Origin of the sequence: Enterocloster bolteae, from assembly GCF_002234575.2 — a bacterium.
Taxonomy (GTDB): Bacteria; Bacillota; Clostridia; order Lachnospirales; family Lachnospiraceae; genus Enterocloster; species Enterocloster bolteae.
In genome coordinates this window covers 2,264,032-2,281,178 of the sequence record NZ_CP022464.2, presented here as the reverse complement: position 1 = coordinate 2,281,178, position 17,147 = coordinate 2,264,032, and the positions used below count along the sequence as shown (strand labels likewise).

Annotated in this window: 15 protein-coding genes; 1 reads left to right on the top strand and 14 read right to left on the bottom strand. The window is 51.3% G+C overall.

Annotated elements, in window-relative coordinates:
- Positions 1 to 92 precede the first annotated feature (92 nt).
- Both CGC65_RS10700 and CGC65_RS10695 read right to left on the bottom strand, forming a co-directional pair.
- Entirely contained in the window at positions 93 to 2,351 is a 2,259-nt protein-coding gene (locus tag CGC65_RS10700) for a xanthine dehydrogenase family protein molybdopterin-binding subunit (RefSeq protein WP_002569390.1), read from the bottom strand.
- Positions 2,352 to 2,354: 3 nt separating this feature from the next.
- Positions 2,355 to 2,831, bottom strand: coding sequence for a (2Fe-2S)-binding protein (locus CGC65_RS10695; protein WP_002571186.1), 477 nt, complete (start codon positions 2,829 to 2,831; stop codon positions 2,355 to 2,357).
- Positions 2,832 to 3,312: 481 nt separating this feature from the next.
- Here CGC65_RS10695 and CGC65_RS10690 point away from each other — a divergent pair, with 481 nt between their 5' ends.
- On the top strand, positions 3,313 to 4,671 hold the full coding sequence (locus CGC65_RS10690; protein ID WP_002569392.1) for a uracil-xanthine permease family protein: 1,359 nt from the start codon (positions 3,313 to 3,315) through the stop codon (positions 4,669 to 4,671).
- Between the two features lie 16 nt (positions 4,672 to 4,687).
- Here CGC65_RS10690 and CGC65_RS10685 read toward each other — a convergent pair whose 3' ends face one another.
- The 12 genes from CGC65_RS10685 to CGC65_RS10630 all read right to left on the bottom strand — a co-directional run bounded on the left by CGC65_RS10685 (position 4,688) and on the right by CGC65_RS10630 (position 17,004).
- The gene (locus CGC65_RS10685) at positions 4,688 to 5,308 is read right to left on the bottom strand and encodes a UbiX family flavin prenyltransferase (RefSeq protein ID WP_002571188.1); all 621 of its coding nucleotides are present in this window, start codon (positions 5,306 to 5,308) and stop codon (positions 4,688 to 4,690) included.
- A gap of 28 nt (positions 5,309 to 5,336) precedes the next feature.
- On the bottom strand, positions 5,337 to 6,671 hold the full coding sequence (locus CGC65_RS10680; RefSeq protein ID WP_002569394.1) for a UbiD family decarboxylase: 1,335 nt from the start codon (positions 6,669 to 6,671) through the stop codon (positions 5,337 to 5,339).
- Positions 6,658 to 7,302 carry a flavodoxin family protein gene (locus tag CGC65_RS10675; RefSeq protein ID WP_002569395.1) on the bottom strand — a complete coding sequence of 215 codons (645 nt, stop codon included), beginning with the start codon at positions 7,300 to 7,302 and terminating at the stop codon, positions 6,658 to 6,660. The genes CGC65_RS10680 and CGC65_RS10675 overlap by 14 nt, the downstream gene beginning before the upstream one ends.
- An 89-nt stretch (positions 7,303 to 7,391) precedes the next feature.
- On the bottom strand, positions 7,392 to 8,741 hold the full coding sequence (locus tag CGC65_RS10670; protein ID WP_002569396.1) for an amidohydrolase family protein: 1,350 nt from the start codon (positions 8,739 to 8,741) through the stop codon (positions 7,392 to 7,394).
- A complete protein-coding gene (locus CGC65_RS10665; protein ID WP_002569397.1) occupies positions 8,738 to 9,409 on the bottom strand; it encodes a YczE/YyaS/YitT family protein in 672 nt (223 codons plus the stop codon). The genes CGC65_RS10670 and CGC65_RS10665 overlap by 4 nt, the downstream gene beginning before the upstream one ends.
- Before the next feature lie 478 nt (positions 9,410 to 9,887).
- Positions 9,888 to 10,229, bottom strand: coding sequence for a cupin domain-containing protein (locus CGC65_RS10660; RefSeq protein ID WP_002569398.1), 342 nt, complete (start codon positions 10,227 to 10,229; stop codon positions 9,888 to 9,890).
- A gap of 109 nt (positions 10,230 to 10,338) precedes the next feature.
- On the bottom strand, positions 10,339 to 12,375 hold the full coding sequence (locus CGC65_RS10655) for a PTS sugar transporter subunit IIA (RefSeq protein WP_002569399.1): 2,037 nt from the start codon (positions 12,373 to 12,375) through the stop codon (positions 10,339 to 10,341).
- 134 nt (positions 12,376 to 12,509) lie between these two features.
- Positions 12,510 to 12,818, bottom strand: a complete 309-nt coding sequence (locus CGC65_RS10650; RefSeq protein WP_002569400.1) for a PTS fructose-like transporter subunit IIB — start codon at positions 12,816 to 12,818, stop codon at positions 12,510 to 12,512.
- Between the two features lie 54 nt (positions 12,819 to 12,872).
- Complete coding sequence (locus tag CGC65_RS10645) at positions 12,873 to 13,937, bottom strand: PTS fructose transporter subunit EIIC (protein WP_002569401.1); 1,065 nt, start codon at positions 13,935 to 13,937, stop codon at positions 12,873 to 12,875.
- 4 nt (positions 13,938 to 13,941) lie between these two features.
- Positions 13,942 to 14,391, bottom strand: a complete 450-nt coding sequence (locus CGC65_RS10640; RefSeq protein ID WP_002569402.1) for a PTS sugar transporter subunit IIA — start codon at positions 14,389 to 14,391, stop codon at positions 13,942 to 13,944.
- Positions 14,392 to 14,771: 380 nt separating this feature from the next.
- On the bottom strand, positions 14,772 to 16,355 hold the full coding sequence (galT, locus tag CGC65_RS10635; RefSeq protein WP_002569403.1) for a UDP-glucose--hexose-1-phosphate uridylyltransferase: 1,584 nt from the start codon (positions 16,353 to 16,355) through the stop codon (positions 14,772 to 14,774).
- A gap of 58 nt (positions 16,356 to 16,413) precedes the next feature.
- Positions 16,414 to 17,004 (bottom strand): Gx transporter family protein, encoded by a 591-nt coding sequence (locus tag CGC65_RS10630; RefSeq protein ID WP_002569404.1) that lies wholly within the window; start codon positions 17,002 to 17,004, stop codon positions 16,414 to 16,416.
- Positions 17,005 to 17,147 lie beyond the last annotated feature (143 nt).

Here is a 17,147-nt window from a genome sequence, read left to right as displayed (position 1 = left end):
CACTGTTTCTGGCGCTGTCCCCAATGCTGTTTCTTCTATAATAATATATTTTTAGTTTCCAACGCTCTAGCTTCCAACTCTTTCCGCCAAACTCAGCTCTCTATCAGCTTCATCACATCCGCCGGCCTTACCGGAATCCGCTTCACCTGTTTTCCCACTGCATTGGATACCGCGTTTGCCACTGCCGCGGCCACAGGTACCACAGAACACTCGCCTATGCTCTTGGCCCCAAAAGGACCTGACTGCTCAATTTGTTCCACCAGCCCCACTTTAATGGGAGGCATCTCCTGTGCGTTCAGCATGTGGTACTGTTTTAAGGTGGTATTCTTTACCTTTCCCTTATCATCCAGTATAAAGCCCTCTGTCAGGGCATAGCCAATTCCCATCTGGACCGCGCCCTCAATCTGGCCTTCCACGCCCATGGGATTAAGCGCCTTGCCGATGTCGTGGACTGCCGTGTAATCCAGTACCTTTACACTGCCGTTTTCCATATCCACCTGGACCTTGGCAAAATGGGCTCCGTAGGATACGGCCATGGCGCAGGAGGCAAATGTGTCCGCGCAGCAGATATCCCTGCCATGGGCCTGCTTTGCATATTTGATCACCTCTGCCAGGGAGGCAGACGTATCAGGCCTGGAAATGCAGTAAACCCTCTGATCTTTTAAATCCAGCTCACTCTCATCCACTTCCAGCAGGCCGGAAGCCTCCTTAAGAAGCTCTGTTTTCACCTGACCGGCAACCTTTAACGCTGCGCTGCAGCTCACAAACGTACCTCTGCTGGAATAATTTCCCATATCCCAAAGCGTTGCATCGGTGTCGGCCTGGACACATTCGATGTGCGGCATGGGGATGCCCAGTATCTCGCTTACCACCTGGGTCTGGGTGGTTACGGAACCATTTCCCATATCACTGACACCGGTAAACATCACAGCCGTGCCATCCTCATTCATCTTGATGATGACTCCCGTTGTATCCGGTCTTACGCCGAATACACCGTTGCCGTGGGCTGCAACAGCCATGCCCACGCCGATTCGGTACCTGCTGTCCGCGGCATCCTCCTGTTCCCTGACAGCCTCCTCGTATCCTGACAATTCCATTCCCTTTAGTACACAGTCAATGGGCCTGGGATTTCCGTGGGGCAGGCCGTCCCTCTGGTCAAACCCATCCGGCTCCACCAGGTTCTTAAGCTGGAGCTGGATTATGTCCATGCCCAGATCCTTTGCAATCCTGTTCAGCTGACACTGCTGGGCAAAGAACTCCTGGGGAGAACCAAAGCCTCTCATGGCTCCTGCCACAGGAGTGTTTGTGTACACCGGCACAGCATGAAACCGCAGGTTTGGTGTCTTGTGGTTCTTAAAATATTTGCCGCTCATGGCCCAGACAATGCTCATGGTTCCGCCTGCATACGCTCCTGCATTCACAATGACATCCATTTCCTGTGCCACGATGGTGCCGTCCTTTTTCATGCCTGTTTTCAGATGGAGCTTCATGCTGTGGCGGTTCCTGGATGAGGGAATATCCTCTCTCCTGGTGTATACCAGGCGCACGGGACGTCCTGTCTTCATGGCCAGAAGGGCCGTGACAGGCTCTGTCACCATATCAATCTTCCCGCCAAATCCCCCTCCGATTCCGGGGTTCACCACCCTGATCCGGCTCATGGGGAGGCCGAAGATCCGCGACAGATTGGTTCTGTGCCCGAACACATCCTGGCTGGGCGTGTAGACGGTGAGCTTGCCGCTGCTCTCATAGACAGCCAGGGATGTGTGCGTCTCAATGGCCCCATGATGGATGGCAGGTGTTTCAAAGTCGTCCTCGTAGATATAATCCGCTTCCGCCATCCCCTTCTCTACATCCCCTGCCTCCTGGACTACTTCCTCGATCACATTGGAATCCTTGTGGATGGGATATGCCCCCTCCTTCAGGGCCTCCTCCGGCTCCAGGTAATACGGCAACTCCTCGTATTCCACACGAATCAGCTTCAGGGCCTGCTCCGCTATCTTTGCTGTCTCGGCTGCCACGGCTGCCACTTTGTCTCCCACATAGCGCACGGTGCTGTCAAATACCCGCTCCGTTTTCTCTCCGTCAATCTCCTCGCCGCAGCTGTTGAACAGGGCATCCGGCGCATTCTTCCAGCACACAACCGCCCGGACCCCTTCTAACTGCTCCGCCTGGCTGGTGTCTATGGATTTGATTCTGGCATGGGCCACAGGGCTGAACAGCACCTTTGCATGAAGCATATGGGGAAGAGTCATGTCTCCAACGTACTTAAACTGTCCGGTCACCTTCAGGGCAGCATCCCTCACAGGCATATCCGTGCCAATCACTCCGTTTTTGGGCGTCTGTAATTCCATCCTCTACTTCCCCTCCTTCTGCATCCGGCTGGCTGCCAGCTGAATGGCCCTGACGATTTTTACATATCCGGTGCATCTGCACAGGTTGTTGGAAATACCGGCTCTTATCTCCGCCTCTGTGGGATCGGGATTTTTGTCCAGCAGCGCCTTGGCCGACATGATCATTCCCGGTGTGCAGTAACCGCACTGGACCGCTCCCACGTCAATAAATGCCTGCTGGATTGGATGAAGATGGATTCCGTCCGATAAACCTTCCACGGTCTCAATGGTCTTACCCACCGCATTCCTGGCTAGGACAAGGCACGAATTCACTGCCTCCCCGTCAATAATTACCTTGCAGGCACCGCAGTCCCCTGTATTGCAGCCGCATTTCACGGCTGTGAGCTCCAGTTCCTCCCGCAGTACATAGAGCAGAGTCCAGTTTTTTTCAATTGCCACATTGTAGTTTTTTTTGTTAATATTTAAACATATCTGTTCCATCTAACCATCTCCCGTCTGTCCCGGTATCCTTTTCTGGATAAAAAAAACATAAGCATGTCGGCCTTTGGTAAAGAAAGGTCTCCAAACTTATGTTCCGCAGTATGATATAAAAAGCCCAAGCTTTGCATTTATCTATATATTTCCTGATTATACCAATTCAGCTATAAAAGTCAACATTCTCGAAAAAGATTGTCGCTTTATCACAACAGAGAACGACTTTTTTAAGCACTTTTTACAAAAATAAACTTTTTTTACTGGTTTTACCGCCTGATACTTCCCGCTGTTTCTCAAAAAAACCTTGCAAATTAAGGCACTTTGCCATTTTACTTATCATAATTATACGGTTTTTTATGCAAGTTGACAAACCAAAACAAATGACTTATACTCGCTTCGTGGAACTTTTAACATACTCCATGTGAAAATTCCTCACATTCCTGGTCCGGCAAGGCCGGTCAGCATCTGGAAAGGAGATTTATCCAACATGAATGCACGAAATCAAGAAGTAAGCCATTCCCTGTACGTCTTTGACAGCAAACCGCCTGTCCGCAAGGCCCTTCCCATCTCATTGCAGCACATCATGGCCATGTTTTTGGGCACAGTAACAGTACCCATAGTCATAGCCGGTGCAGCCGGTGCCGATGCTGCCACCAGGACCATCATGATTCAGTACTCTCTGATGATGTCTGCCCTGGCCACTATGATACAGGTATGTCCCCTGGGCCCCGTGGGTTCCAGACTCCCCGTCATATTCTGCGCGGGCTTTACCTGTGTTCCTGTATTTACTCCGATTGCAGCCCAATACGGCCTTCCCGGCGTGTTCGGCGCCCAGCTCCTGTGCTCTGTTATCACCATTGCGCTGGGCTTTTGCGTAGGCAGACTGCATAAATTCTTTCCCACTGTGGTCACCGGCACCATCATCCTGTCCATCGGCCTTTCCCTGTATCCCATCGCTTTAAAATACATGGCCGGCAATGCCAGTTCCCCCACCTATGGCCAGCTGAACAACTGGATTGTGGCCTTTGTAACCCTGGCCGCCGTCCTCTTCTTCAACCTGATGTGCAAGGGCGTGGTCAAGATGGCCTCCATCCTGCTGGGCGCCGTGGTGGGATACGTGCTGGCGCTGTGCATGGGCATGGTCCATTTTGACGGTGTGGTAAGCGCCAGCTGGCTGGCAGTGCCAAAACCCTTTTTCTACGGTATGCCGTCCTTTGACCTGTCCATGGTTCTGCCGATCCTCTTGATTACCATTGTCAATATCATGCAGTCCGTGGGAGATATCACAGGCACCACGGTAGGAGGTTTTGACCGGGAACCCCGCAGCGAGGAACTGACAGGAGGCGTGGCTGCATCCGGAATCGCCACCCTGGTAGGCACCATTTTCGGCGTGCCTGTGGTTTCTTCCTTCAGCCAGAACGTGGGCATTGTGTCCATGAACAAGGTAGTGAGCCGCCGTGTCATCACCATTGCCTGCGCAATTATGCTCGCCCTTGGCATCGTACCTAAATTCAGCGCGCTGGTATCCACCCTTCCGGCCCCGGTCATTGGCGGCGGAACCCTCATTGTATTTGGTATGATCACGCTGACCGGACTCAAATTAGTGTCCAGCGAGCCCTTAACCGCCCGCAACAGTACAATTGTAGGCGTATCCATTGCCCTGGCCATGGGACTGTCCACCCTGGAAGGCACTGCGGCCCTGGAGAATTTTCCTCCCCTGGCCCAGGCCCTTCTCTCTAAACCAGTGGTTGTGGCAGGCGTCATGTCCTTCCTTCTCAACCTGTTAGCCCCAGGAAAAACCGTTGACGAAGAAGCCCGGGAACGCGCTGCCCTGGACGCCGAATAACCGGACGCAGCCCTATCTACTTAACACACACATCCATTCCCGTCCACCTGCTCTCCGAGGGCTCATGGATTCCCATTTGGTCCAGAATCCGTGTCACAAAGAAATCCACCATCTCCTCAATTGTCCTTGGACGGGAGTAAAATCCAGGGGACGCAGGCATTATGACAGCCCCGTAACCTGACAGCTTTGTCATGTTTTCCAGATGAATCTGGTTGTAAGGCGCTTCCCTGGGTACAATGACCAGGGGGCGCCGTTCCTTCAGGCACACATCCGCCGCCCGCTCCAAAAGGTTATGGGATGAGCCATGGCAAATGGCGGACAGTGTACCCATGGAACAGGGGACCACTATCATGGCATCCATTCCGGAGGATCCGCTGGCTATGGGCGCGCCTATGGCATGGACATCGTAATGGTGAATCAGCTCCTTTGACCCAAAGATTTCCTGCAGATATTGTTCCACCTCCCCGGAAGGGGTATCCTGCCCAATCTGCCAGCCAAGCTCAGACTCCACCACCAGCTTTCCCGCCTGGGTCATGCAGATGCACACATGATGGCCTTTCTGAATCAGCCTTTCTATGACCCGCTTTGCGTAGATTGACCCGCTTGCCCCGGTGATTCCTACTATGTATTTTCCCATTTGCCATGCTCCTTATCTTACTATTTCCTTACTGGTAATCCTTTAAGTCCACCTTGGGATAGCGGACCCGCTCCAGGCATCTGCTCTCCTCGTTTAGTGTGGCGTCAATCCCCATCTTCGTCTGTACGCCCCGCTCGTCGGAACAGGGATCCAGCTCATGTCCCTGGGCATTGTGGATATAGAAAATATCCCTTTCAGGAATCACACGGTTGGATACCGCCCACATCACGTCTGCGGGATCATAGATATCCACGTCCTCATCCACCACAATCACATTCTTAATGTTTACATACGCTGTCATGGCTGCCAGAGCCACATTTTTCGGCTCTCCCGGATTCTTTTTCTTCATCTGGACAATGGCCAGGAAGCCGCTTCCATAGGGTGGAATATGTACATTGGTAACTCCCTTGCTCACATACTGGGTATGGGTCTTAAGGAGAGGCTCCCTGGGCAGCACATTTCCCAGATTGATATGCTCAAAGGAGGCGCCGTTTATGGTCTGGTAAATGGCTCCGTTCCTGTGGGTGATAGCCTTCACCTGCACCATAGGGCTGTTCCACGGCTCGCTGTAGTGGCCCGTGAACTCTCCCAGAGGACCTTCCTTCTCCCTGTAATCCGGAAGTATTTCACCTTCAATCACAAATTCGGCCGTGGCTGGTACATAGATGTCGGAAGTGATGCATTTCACCACCTCAATCGGACTTTTTCTGATAGCGCCCGCAATCTCTGTCTCATCCCCGTCATAGCGCAGTCCGGCTCCCACATAGATAACCGGATCTGCACCGATGACAACCGCGATGGGAAGGGCTCTCCCCTGGCTTTCCGCCTGGTCGTAGAAATCCTTCAGGTGGCGCCACTCATTGATCATGATGCTGAACTTATCCTTCCCCTTCACATGCATCCTCTGGAAGGACAGGTTCTGGCGGGTTCCGTCTATCTCCTTGCTGACAATCACCCCGCCTGTGATGATGGGGCCGCCGTCCTTTGGGGCGTGGATGGGAACCGGTATGCGTTCTAAATCAATCTCATCCCCCATCCGTATATTTTCATGACAAGGGGCGTCCGCCACTACCTGTGGCTTCACGGGATGTTCCAGGCAATCTGCCAGGAAATCCGTCATTTCATCCTTCCTGCAGCCCAGAGCCAGGGCAATGCCGTCCATGGATGCCAGCACATTTCCGCACACAGAGAATTCCTTATCCTTGATATTGTGAAATAAACCGGTTCTCTGGCCCTCTGCCTCCAGGGTGGCCAGCAGGGAGCCAATCTCATACTTCCAATCCACTGCCCGTTCTGTCTCAAAAAGCAGTTTGTTATCCTTTAAAACTGCCAGAAAATCTCTTAAATCCTTAATCCCGCTCATTCACTGCTGCCTCTCTTTCTTCCAACGCCTTCTTGCCATATTCCCGGATGAGTGCCATATCAGCCAGCTTGTTTGCCAGCTTCAAAAGTCCTCCCATGCCGATTTCGTCTGCGTCAACGCCTTCCTGTCCCTGGTCCTTGGACCAGATATAACCTCCGGCGTAGCCGTATACCTCGTTACAGACAATATTGATTCCTCTCGCCATCATCATGTTGTGCATGGCAGTAATGGTGGCCTCTTCTCCGCCGTTTCTGGTTCCGCCCACAGCAAAGGCACTGCCGATTTTATCCCTCATGAGTTCCGGATACACATGGAACAGAGGCCGCATCCTGCTGAAAAAAGCCGACAGCTGGGGAGTGGGTCCATAGGCATAAACCGGGGAACCGAACAGGTACGCATCCGCTTCCATAAACTCCTTCAAAAGAGGTTCAAAGTCATCCTTCAGACAGCACCATGTCTTATTTTTCTTGCAGTATCCGCACCCGTTGCAGGGCGCAATCTTTTTCCCCCTCAGCGTTATCATACTTGTCTCTATGCCGTCCCTTGACTCTATGCTTTTTAAGGCTTCTCCCAGAGCATATTCCGTGGACTTATTTCTCGGGCTTCCGCTGATACCTAAAATTTTTGCCATATTACTCTCCTCATTTCATCTGTATTCTGTGATTGTTTCTGCAGATATTGTCTCTGTTGATATTGTCCCTGCCGATGTTGTCCCTGCCTCTACTGATTCTCCTGTATGCACCTTACCAGATCCTCTGCCATGAGCTGGGCGGTGTTCAGTATCTCCTGTTCATCTGCCAGAAGGAACCTGCCTTCCTCCATAACCGTCTTGCCGTTAATAACCACTGTGTCTACCGCCTTATGGTCCCCTGAATAAATCAGCGTTGCCACAATGTCATGGACCGGACAGGACTTTACGCTCTTAGCCGGGTCAAACAGGAAGAAGTCAGCCTTTTTCCCCACTTCAATGGAACCAACCAGCTGGTCCAAGCCCAGCGCCCTGGCCCCTTCTATGGTGGCCATCCTGAGCATTCCCCCCGCCGTCATGGCCAAAGGGTCTTTGTGGAAGGTCTTTTGCAGCAGGGCGCCAAACTTCATGGCCTCTAACATGTCGTTGTCATTGTTGGAGCCTGCCCCGTCCGTGCCGATTGCCACTGTAATTCCGGCCTTCAGCATTTCTCCCACAGGGGCCACGCCCGATGCAAGATACATATTGGCTATGGGATTGTAGGAAACAGACACATGGTTTCTGGCATAGGTACTGATTTCTTCCTCTCCGATGGCAACCGAATGTACAGCCAGCAGGTCAGCTCCCAGAAGCCCTGATTCCTCATAATGGCGGATCGCGCTTTTTCCGTTCCTCTCCCAGCTGATTTTGTCATCCGTTCCCGTCTCAAACATGTGCATCATGATGGGTGTGGCATTCCGGTCCGCATATTCCCTGGTGGCCTTAAGGAGTTCCAGACTGGCCCCCCAGCCGGCTGCCGGAGCCAGCCACACGCGGTACATGCCGTCCCCCTCAAATTCTTCCTTCAGGGCAGTCACATCGGCAAAGACGTCCTCGGCCTTCTCCACCAGCTCCTTCTTTCCGATATCGCGGTAGCCCCGGCCGTACACCATTCTGACGCCCATGTCTTTGGCGATATCCAGCTCCAGTTTTCCCAGCCCCTTTACAGGCTGCAGCTGCATATAATCCGCCACCGTTGTCACGCCGCACCGGATGGCCTCTGCCAGTCCCAGCTTCACGCCCGCAGCCACATGCCTCTCCCGGAGCACGGCGCCTGCCGGGGCCATGGACTTGGGAAACCAGTCCTCCAGACTCAGGTCGCTTCCCATTCCCTTCATGATATCCTGATACAGGTGGGTGTGGGTGTTGATAAGTCCCGGGAACAGATACCTTCCCTTTCCGTCCTTAAGCTCGATTTTAAGTTCCCCCGCCTTCTCCTCTATGTAAGCTCTGTCCCCCACATGTGTAATCACTCCGTCCTCATAGAGGATACCTCCATCCTCGTATATGCGGTCCAGCCCATCCACGGTTACGATGTGCAGGTTGTTATATCCTTCTCTCACTGCAGTGCCACCTCCCTTACCAGTTTATTGGTATAACCTCTGAAAAATCTGGAGAAATTGCCGATTGTAAACGCCGCAATCAATGTGCCTTCCCTGACGCCGTAAATGGTATTCAGGAAAATGAGAGATACGATGACTGCCAGCACCACCAGCGAAACATCCACTGCGGTCTTTACATTGCCATATTCCTTCTGGTACTTTACGGAAATAATCTTAATCAGGGCCTCTCCCGGCATCAGGATGACATCAGCCGAAACCATAAATGCGATGCTAAGTCCAAAGAACATGCATCCGATGATGAGTACTGCCAGTTTCAGTATATAGGTCTCGGGATGGAGTCCCCTTACAAGGAACATATTGAAATCCACCGCAACGCTCAGGAAAAAGGTAGGAATCAGCTGAATAAACTTTGACGCTGAGAAGCTCTTAAAATCCACAATAAATTCCCCGATAAAGAACAATACATTTAACAAAAACGTGTACATACCCAATGTCAGCAGAGGACATATCTGGGTCATAACATTGGTAAGGCTGCTCATTGGAGATGTTCCTGTTCCTGATTTGATTATCAGGGAGATCCCCGTTCCCATGAAGAATATTCCAATAAGAAGCATGATATAACGCCGGGTCATCTGTGAATCCTTTGCATAATTAGTACCATTAGACATAATTGAGTAACCTCCGCTTTCTTTTCATTTGGTTTGCGTCCGACCCACTGCTCTTTCCGGAATTTCCGCGCGGTACACATATTATGTGTAATCCCGGAGTCTGGCCCTTGGCCACGCTTGGCAGTCTGGTCGTAAGTTGTCCATTTCCCGGCGGATTTCTAGAATAGTGCGACCGGCGGAAATATGGTGTGAGTGTACACTCCTGTCTTTTGGAAAAATAATAGTAATCCGCGCATGCACCCCGTCCGCTTTCCCCTCCCAATTTTATTTTAGGACAAAAAAAACAACACGAATCCGCCGACCTTTGAAAAAGAAAGGTCCACAAACTCATGTTGTACAAAATCAAGCCGAAGCTCTGCACGCAACTATTTACTCCCCGATTATATCAATCCAGGAGCAAAAGTCAATATTCTAGCAAAAGAATATCGTTATTTTACAATAAAACAGCGATTTTTTAAGCATATTGCACAAGTGTTTTTCATAAAACCGATACAAAATCCTCCCGCATGGGGTTAAAGATATCCAGAAGGATTCCAGCCTTCCTGCATACGCATCCATGCTCCACGCCGTCCAGCTTTAGCATGGTATCTCCTGCCCTCACTGTTTTTTTCTCACCGTCTATATTAAACTCAAATTCTCCGCTGACCACATACGTAATCTGGGTATGGGGATGATGATGAAGGCTGCCCACAGCTCCCTCCTCAAAGGTATTCTCCACACACATCAAATCCTTACTGTAAGCCAGAACCCTCCTGACAACCCCGGGACCCGCCTGAACCGGCTCCGCATTCTCATGAAACACCCATCTTTCATCCAGCATATCACTGTCTCCTTCCATCATTCACCGCAGCCGTCAACCGAATATCCTCCATTATACCAGGCCGGCGGTGCTGTATAGTCCCTGTTATTATACTACTCTGCGCGCCCCGTTACAACACCTCAAATTCACAATTGAGCACGGTCTGATATAGTTCCTCCTCCGACCGGCTCTCCTCCAGATCGTGAATCAGGGCCGTTGTCTTCACCATACGCATCAGCGTGACCACAGCCGGTATGTGCTCCTTTCCATCCCTGCTGGCCAGACAGAATATAACCCGCGCCTTTTTCTCCCCGAATACCACAGGCTCCCTGGTAACCAGAAGGCTCAGGCTTGTCTTACTAATTCCCTCCGCCCCCTTACCGTGCAAAAGGGCAAAGGAATCATCCGAAACAGCATAAAATCCCTGTTTCTCTATAAAGCCAAGCATATTGGACACATAGGATTCCTCCACAAATCCCCGTTTTACCAGAAGGCCCGCGCTCATACGGACCGCGTCTTTCCAGTCAGACACCAGGTCCGCCCTCATGATGCAGTCAAATTTCAGGAAACTGCTGAAGCTCTTCGGGCTGTGAAATACCTGGACGGTCTGATATCCCAGTTCCTTTTTCACCACGTCCATAACCCTGGCCCTAGTGTTCTCGTCCAGGAATCCCAGTTTCTCCTCAATGGAGTAATAGCTGGATAAAAGGGATTTCCTGGGTATGCCCAGCCGGTCCATGGCGGCTCTGTCCTCGCTCTGCAGTATCGGATTCACCGTGAGGCAGGGCTTTGGCAGGCTGTTGTTAATGCGGATGGTTGACAGCACATAATCAATGGCCGCCCAGTCCGGGTAGGATGAGAGCTTATAAATAGGGAGCGTGTCCACAATATGTATCTGGTACTCGCTCAGCAGTGATTCTTTCAGCATGGTGGTGGTTCCATACCCATGGCCGCACACCAGCAGCACCTTCTTATAGGGTGCTCCCTTCATCCTCCGGATGCTGGCCATGAAGCAGATGGTCAGATATACCAGCTCATCCTCATTTTCCAGCTTTTCAAGGGTGTCCGTCTCCTTGCAGCACTGCTTTACAATGCTTAGAAACTGCTGCTCCTCAGGCCGCATAAGGGAACTGACATTGTCGTGGATATCCACATGGTTATTGATTCTCTGAATCAGGGGAATCATGTGGTTCAGCAGTCCCTCCACCAGGTTTGTGTCCTTGTCAAAGGGCATGTTCATCCGCTTTGACATAGCGGAAATCAGGGAAAATGTCACCTCCTGGGTATGCACCGGGTCCACCTCCGCTGTACCGCCCGCCATTTTATTGGTAAAGTCAAACATCTTCGCCATCATTGCCATATGTTCTTCTGACACAGGCTTTCCGATGATGGCCCCCAGCTTTTCTCCGAAACGCTGATACACCTCCCGGTCATAGTCAGGCACCACCGTGATATCCAGAGGATAGTCCTTGTCATGGAGAATGAACCACACCAGAACCACCACATTCGACATATACCACAGGTAAGAGCTGCTGGTCAGGGTGCACTTAAGCTCCTCCAGCAGTCCGTCCACCGCCATCACCACGTTGGCAATGGAGATGCCCTCAAAGGCCTTATGGATGATGTGGATACAGTAAAATTCATAGGAATTGTACTCCGTAAAGGGGTTTATGAGGTATTCGATGTATTTCCTGAATTCCTGGTTCATCAGGGTGGTGCGCTTAAGCTTCGGGCCGGACAGATAAAAATGGCCGGAATACCCGATTCCCATTCCGTCCTTCTTAAGCCTTTCATCCAGTGCAGCCATATCGTTCTTTACCGTGGAGCGCGAAACCCTGAACTGCCCGCTGAGCTGGTTAATCTTTAAGTCCTCATTCCTCATAAGCAGGATCAGCAGCAGAATGGACATCCGCTCTTTGCCGGTATAGACCACCTCGTTTCCGTCTTCCAGGCCCTTAAGGTCCAGGGACTGGGGATATCGCAGCAGCCCCTTGGAGTGTTTTTCTATCTCCGGCAGGCGCTCCAGAGACAATATGTCGTTGATCCGGTCCACATCGTAGCGGATGCTCCGCTCCGATATCCCCAGAGCCTTGGCCATCTCCTTGTAGGTGGCCTCCCCGTGCTCCTTCAGATACCGGATAATGTTCAGCATTCTCCCATTAAACATCTCGTTCTTCTCCTGTCTGCATATGCAGACAAGAGGAGCGCTCCCCACTCCTCTTATCTGTTATCATATGGTATTTTTATATGCTCCCCTGAATTCCATTTTACCGGAACGAGCCGGAAATCCGACCGGAAATTTTACTGGAAAGAATCGTGAATCTTCTTCATCACCGCGTCAGACTTCTTAATCAGGTCTGACACGCCCATTTTCAGGACTTTCTTTCCCTTGAAGCGGTCCAGTCCCTCCAGGGCCACGTCATTGACCAAAACCACGCACACCGCCTCGTCAATGTCCTTCTGCTTTAACTGGTTCTCCACTCCTGCGCCGCCCTGAGTCTCAATCAGCACTTCCATTCCCAGCTTCTCGCCGGACAGCTTTAACGCCTCAGCTGCCATATATGTATGAGCTACTCCCGATGGACACGATGTAATACCAACTACCTTCATTGTAAAATCCTCCTTATCCTTTTCTAATCTCTATTTATTACCACTAGTCACTTATTATAATTCGTCAAATGTTATCTCGTCCAGGTCATCCAGGTCCGTGTCATTTCCCGCGGATTCTTCCACATAGTTCTTCTTAAGTAAGTTTACCATAAGTGCGGTCACAAATCCACCTGCCAGCACTGCAATAAAGTACCAGATACGGCCTTCCACCACCGGAAGCACAATGAGTCCGCCCCATGGAGCATGGTTTAAGACGCCTGCCAGGAATGGGATGATATTGCCTACCACGGCTCCCACAATCAGGGACGGGATTACCCTTAAGGGGTCGTTGGCCGCAAAAGGAATGGCTCCTTCTGTGATTCCCACACATCCCATCAGAATAGCTGCCTTTCCTGCTTCCTTTTCCTCCACATTGTACTTCTTGGGTGCCAGCAGGGTAGCGATGCCCATGCCGATGGGCGGTGTACAGATAGCCACGCCCACGCCGCCCATAAGGTAGGGAAGCGTATCCACCTGTGTCTGTGCAAAGAGGGTGGCAACCTTGTTGACAGGACCGCCCATATCAAAGGCAGTCATGGCTCCGAGTATGGAGGCCAGCGGCACCTTGCCCACATCCCCCAGGCTGGACAGCCAGTTGGTAAGTCCGTTCATAATAGCGGCAATGGGTCCGCCGATTCCCCACACAATGATACCGCCTGTTACCAGGGTGCCCACCAGAGGATAGATGAAAATGGAGCCTAATGTTTTCAGTGAAATCGGAAGCTTGATTCTCTTCAGTTCCTTTACCACAACGCCTGCAATTAAGCCGGCCGCCATGCCGCCAAGGAATCCGGCGCCCATCTCCTTTGCCAGATACGCCCCAATCATACCGGGTGCCAGACCTGGTTTGTCGGCAATGGAGTAAGCGATATAACCGCCCAGTACCGGGACAAACAGTGTCAGTCCGCCCAGGCCAATCTGCGCCAGACCTGCCAGCCAGCCGGTCTCAGGTGTGGCTGCGCCGGCCGGATTCAGCATGACTGCCAGAGAAAAAAGGATACCGCCGGCCACAATAAACGGAATCATGTGGGATGTACCTGTCAATATATGTTTCTTTAAAATCTTCAGCTGCTCTTTCATTTTCTTACCCCTCCAGAACTTCTTCTAATATGGTGTATACCTGTTCCCTGGTGCTGCTTCTCAAAGACTCCCTGAACTCCTCATGCATAAGCCTTCTGGAAAGATTGGCCAGTATCTTTAAGTGGGTGTCCCCTGCCTCGCTTAAGGGCACTGCGATGAGAATGATTAAATCTGCTGTCTCACCTGACTCCTCATTCCAAACCACCGGTTCCTTGGTACGTCCGAAACATACACTGGCCTCCAGCACATGGTCTGTTTTGCCATGGGGAAGTCCCATGTCAAATCCCACAAAGGTTGGGGTAATCGCTTCCCTTGCCAGTACATCCTGATAAAATTCCTCTGTGTCCGTGATTTTTTGCGCCCTGTACAGCTCCCCTGACAGGGTTCTTATGATATCATTTTTACTGCCTTCCATATCGAATACGATACAGTTCTCATTAATTAACTTACTCATCCCTTGCCTCCTTCCGGTTCTTCCGGAATTTGTCTTTTATTCTCTTACCTGTTTGCCGCTGCTGTTTGTTTCTTCTTAAGCGCTTAAGAAAATGTGTCCGGCACTGTTTTGTTTCTGTCTGTTCTGTGCCATCCCTTACATGCATTATCATAATCCCGGACCAGATTTTTGAACAGATAGAAGATTTGCAAAAATTTTTTACACAAATCAACACCGGTACAGAAATACATATGGGCGCGAACACAAACAAAATCACGAACGCAAATCGAACCGCACACGAAAACAGGGCCATGAAAGCGGACGCGGTTCCGCTGCATGACCCTGTAACTCATGATTATCAATTCTCACAGACCTGGAAATGTACCTTACCGCCAGGCTGATTATACCTCCTCAAATCCAACAGAATGGAGGAATCCGGCAAATGCCCTCCGTCCCCTCTCATCGCATTTATAGACGCCTGCATCCTCCAGGACCCGTGCAAACACCTTTCCCACTTCCTCCTGCAGAATAGACCACACATTATCCCTGGTCACCAGGATGCCCTTTTCCTGATATCCGGGCATGAATTCCTCCACCCAGTCAGCGTGTTTCAGAAGGACCTCATCCTTTCGTATATCCTTTCCATCCACCATGTACTCTCCCAGCATTGCCAGTTCCGTCTTAAGCCTGGAAGGCAGCACGGCCAGTCCCATGACCTCAATCAGGCCAATGTTCTCTTTCTTTATGTGGTGCAGCTCCTGATGGGGATGGTATACGCCCAGCGGGAACTCCTCAGTGGTAATATTATTGCGCAGCACCAAATCCAGTTCAAAGGTATCCCCAACCTTTCTGGCAATGGGCGTAATGGTGTTGTGAGGCTCTCCGTCTGTCTCGGCAAAGATAAATGCGTCCTCATCCGTATATCCTCTCCATGCTTTCAGAACAACATCCCCCAGCTCAATCAGCCTGTCCGGGTCTGCTGCCCGAAGTCTCAGCACGGACATAGGCCAGAATACGATTCCCGCTTCCACGTCCTCATACCCTTTTATGGAAAAATGCTTCTCTATGGGCGCTTTTGCCATGGCAAAGGTATAATGCCCCCCCTGGAAATGGTCATGGCTCAGGATGGATCCTCCCACAATGGGAAGGTCCGCATTGGAACCCAGGAAATAATGGGGGAACTGCTTGATAAAGTCAAACAGCTTTCTGAATGCCGCCTTATCAATTTTCATAGGCACGTGCTGTCCGTTAAATACAATGCAGTGCTCATTATAGTACACATATGGGGAATACTGGAATCCCCACTGACTGTCATTGATGGTAATGGGAATGATTCTGTGGTTATTCCGGGCCGGATGGTTGGTCCGCCCTGCATACCCCACGTTCTCCATGCACAGCTGGCATTTGGGATAGCCGCTCTGCCTGGCCAGCTTGGCCGCTGCAATGGCCTTTGGATCCTTTTCCGGTTTGGACAGGTTTACCGTAATGTCCAACGTACCGTAGCGGGTATCCGTGGTCCACTTCATATCTCTTGCAATGCGGTAACGGCGGATATAATCGGAATCCTGGCTGAAACCATAATACCAGTCCGTTGCTTTCTCAGGAGACTCCTCATAGCGTTTCCAGAATTCCTTCACCACCTCACCCGGCCTTGGCATCAGGCAGTTCATCAGCTTCGTGTCAAGAAGGTCCCGGTAAACCACGCTGTCCTCCTTAAGCACGCCCGTGCCGGCAGCGCAGTCCAGAAGCTCCTTTAAAATGGCCTCCAAATCCCCGCTCTCCACCGGACCCTGGGGTTCTTCATACTCATCCATTCCCATCACATCCAGGATTTGGTTCCTGGCATAAACCGCGTCCGCCTCAGATATGAGCCCCTTATCCAGGCCGTACTGTACCAATCCCTCAACCGCTTCATAAACCATAGAAATATCCTCCCTGTACACGCTTCCATCTAAGCACAGCCACATACCGCTGTTTTCTTCCATTATATCCCTCACGCCCCGCAACCACAATGCACTTTTTTACTTTTATATCCTGATTTTCTTAAATAGTGCGAAACAAACGGTTTACCCGCCCCACCAGAATTCCTCCCAAAAGGCCAATCAGGGCTCCTGCCGCGCAGCCTGCTGTCAGCAGCACCGGCAGATAGGAAAACACACCGAATGTATTCACCACAAAAGCCGCCATCAGAAACTGTCCGATATTATGGGCCACTCCTCCCAGTATGCTGACTCCCACCATCCCGAACAGCCTGAACCGTTTGCACAGAGCCATGACGGTAAGGCTCAGGGCAGTTCCTGCGAGGCCAAACAGGATGGCCGAAGGCGGCCCGAACAGGATGCCTGATAAGAGTACACGCACCACGCTGATAAGAGCAGTCTCCTTTGTTCCCATGCAGTAAAGCCCCACCATGGTTACCAGATTGGCCAGCCCCAGCTTCACCCCGGGCGCTCCCAGATATACCGGCACCAATGACTCCACGTATCCAAGCACCAGCGCCAGCGCTGTCAGAATTCCAAAAAGGGCCGCATTTTGGGCTGAAGTTCTGCGTGACTGTTTCGTACCCCGGCCTTTCCTCACCGCTGCAGCTGATTTTTTATATGATTCTGTAACCGTCTTTTTCTGATTCGGCATGTGATCCTCCAGTCTTCATCGCGGCATTTCATCCTTTTCCTGTGCTCTGTCCTCAGCACGCATATAGTATACCATGCATAACCCAAATCTTCCATAGCGCCTTAAAGCATGTACGGCGGCCATATGACCTGCTTCCGTGTGTA

Bases quoted from the DNA above. Each gene is read 5' to 3' on its own strand.
- CGC65_RS10700 (WP_002569390.1), bottom strand. From the start codon at position 2,351: ATGGAATTACAGACGCCCAAAAACGGAGTGATTGGCACGGATATGCCT.
- CGC65_RS10695 (WP_002571186.1), bottom strand. From the start codon at position 2,831: ATGGAACAGATATGTTTAAATATTAACAAAAAAAACTACAATGTGGCA.
- CGC65_RS10690 (WP_002569392.1), top strand. From the start codon at position 3,313: ATGAATGCACGAAATCAAGAAGTAAGCCATTCCCTGTACGTCTTTGAC.
- CGC65_RS10685 (WP_002571188.1), bottom strand. From the start codon at position 5,308: ATGGGAAAATACATAGTAGGAATCACCGGGGCAAGCGGGTCAATCTAC.
- CGC65_RS10680 (WP_002569394.1), bottom strand. From the start codon at position 6,671: ATGAGCGGGATTAAGGATTTAAGAGATTTTCTGGCAGTTTTAAAGGAT.
- CGC65_RS10675 (WP_002569395.1), bottom strand. From the start codon at position 7,302: ATGGCAAAAATTTTAGGTATCAGCGGAAGCCCGAGAAATAAGTCCACG.
- CGC65_RS10665 (WP_002569397.1), bottom strand. From the start codon at position 9,409: ATGTCTAATGGTACTAATTATGCAAAGGATTCACAGATGACCCGGCGT.
- CGC65_RS10660 (WP_002569398.1), bottom strand. From the start codon at position 10,229: ATGCTGGATGAAAGATGGGTGTTTCATGAGAATGCGGAGCCGGTTCAG.
- CGC65_RS10655 (WP_002569399.1), bottom strand. From the start codon at position 12,375: ATGTTTAATGGGAGAATGCTGAACATTATCCGGTATCTGAAGGAGCAC.
- CGC65_RS10650 (WP_002569400.1), bottom strand. From the start codon at position 12,818: ATGAAGGTAGTTGGTATTACATCGTGTCCATCGGGAGTAGCTCATACA.
- CGC65_RS10645 (WP_002569401.1), bottom strand. From the start codon at position 13,937: ATGAAAGAGCAGCTGAAGATTTTAAAGAAACATATATTGACAGGTACA.
- CGC65_RS10640 (WP_002569402.1), bottom strand. From the start codon at position 14,391: ATGAGTAAGTTAATTAATGAGAACTGTATCGTATTCGATATGGAAGGC.
- galT (WP_002569403.1), bottom strand. From the start codon at position 16,355: ATGGAAGAAAACAGCGGTATGTGGCTGTGCTTAGATGGAAGCGTGTAC.
- CGC65_RS10630 (WP_002569404.1), bottom strand. From the start codon at position 17,004: ATGCCGAATCAGAAAAAGACGGTTACAGAATCATATAAAAAATCAGCT.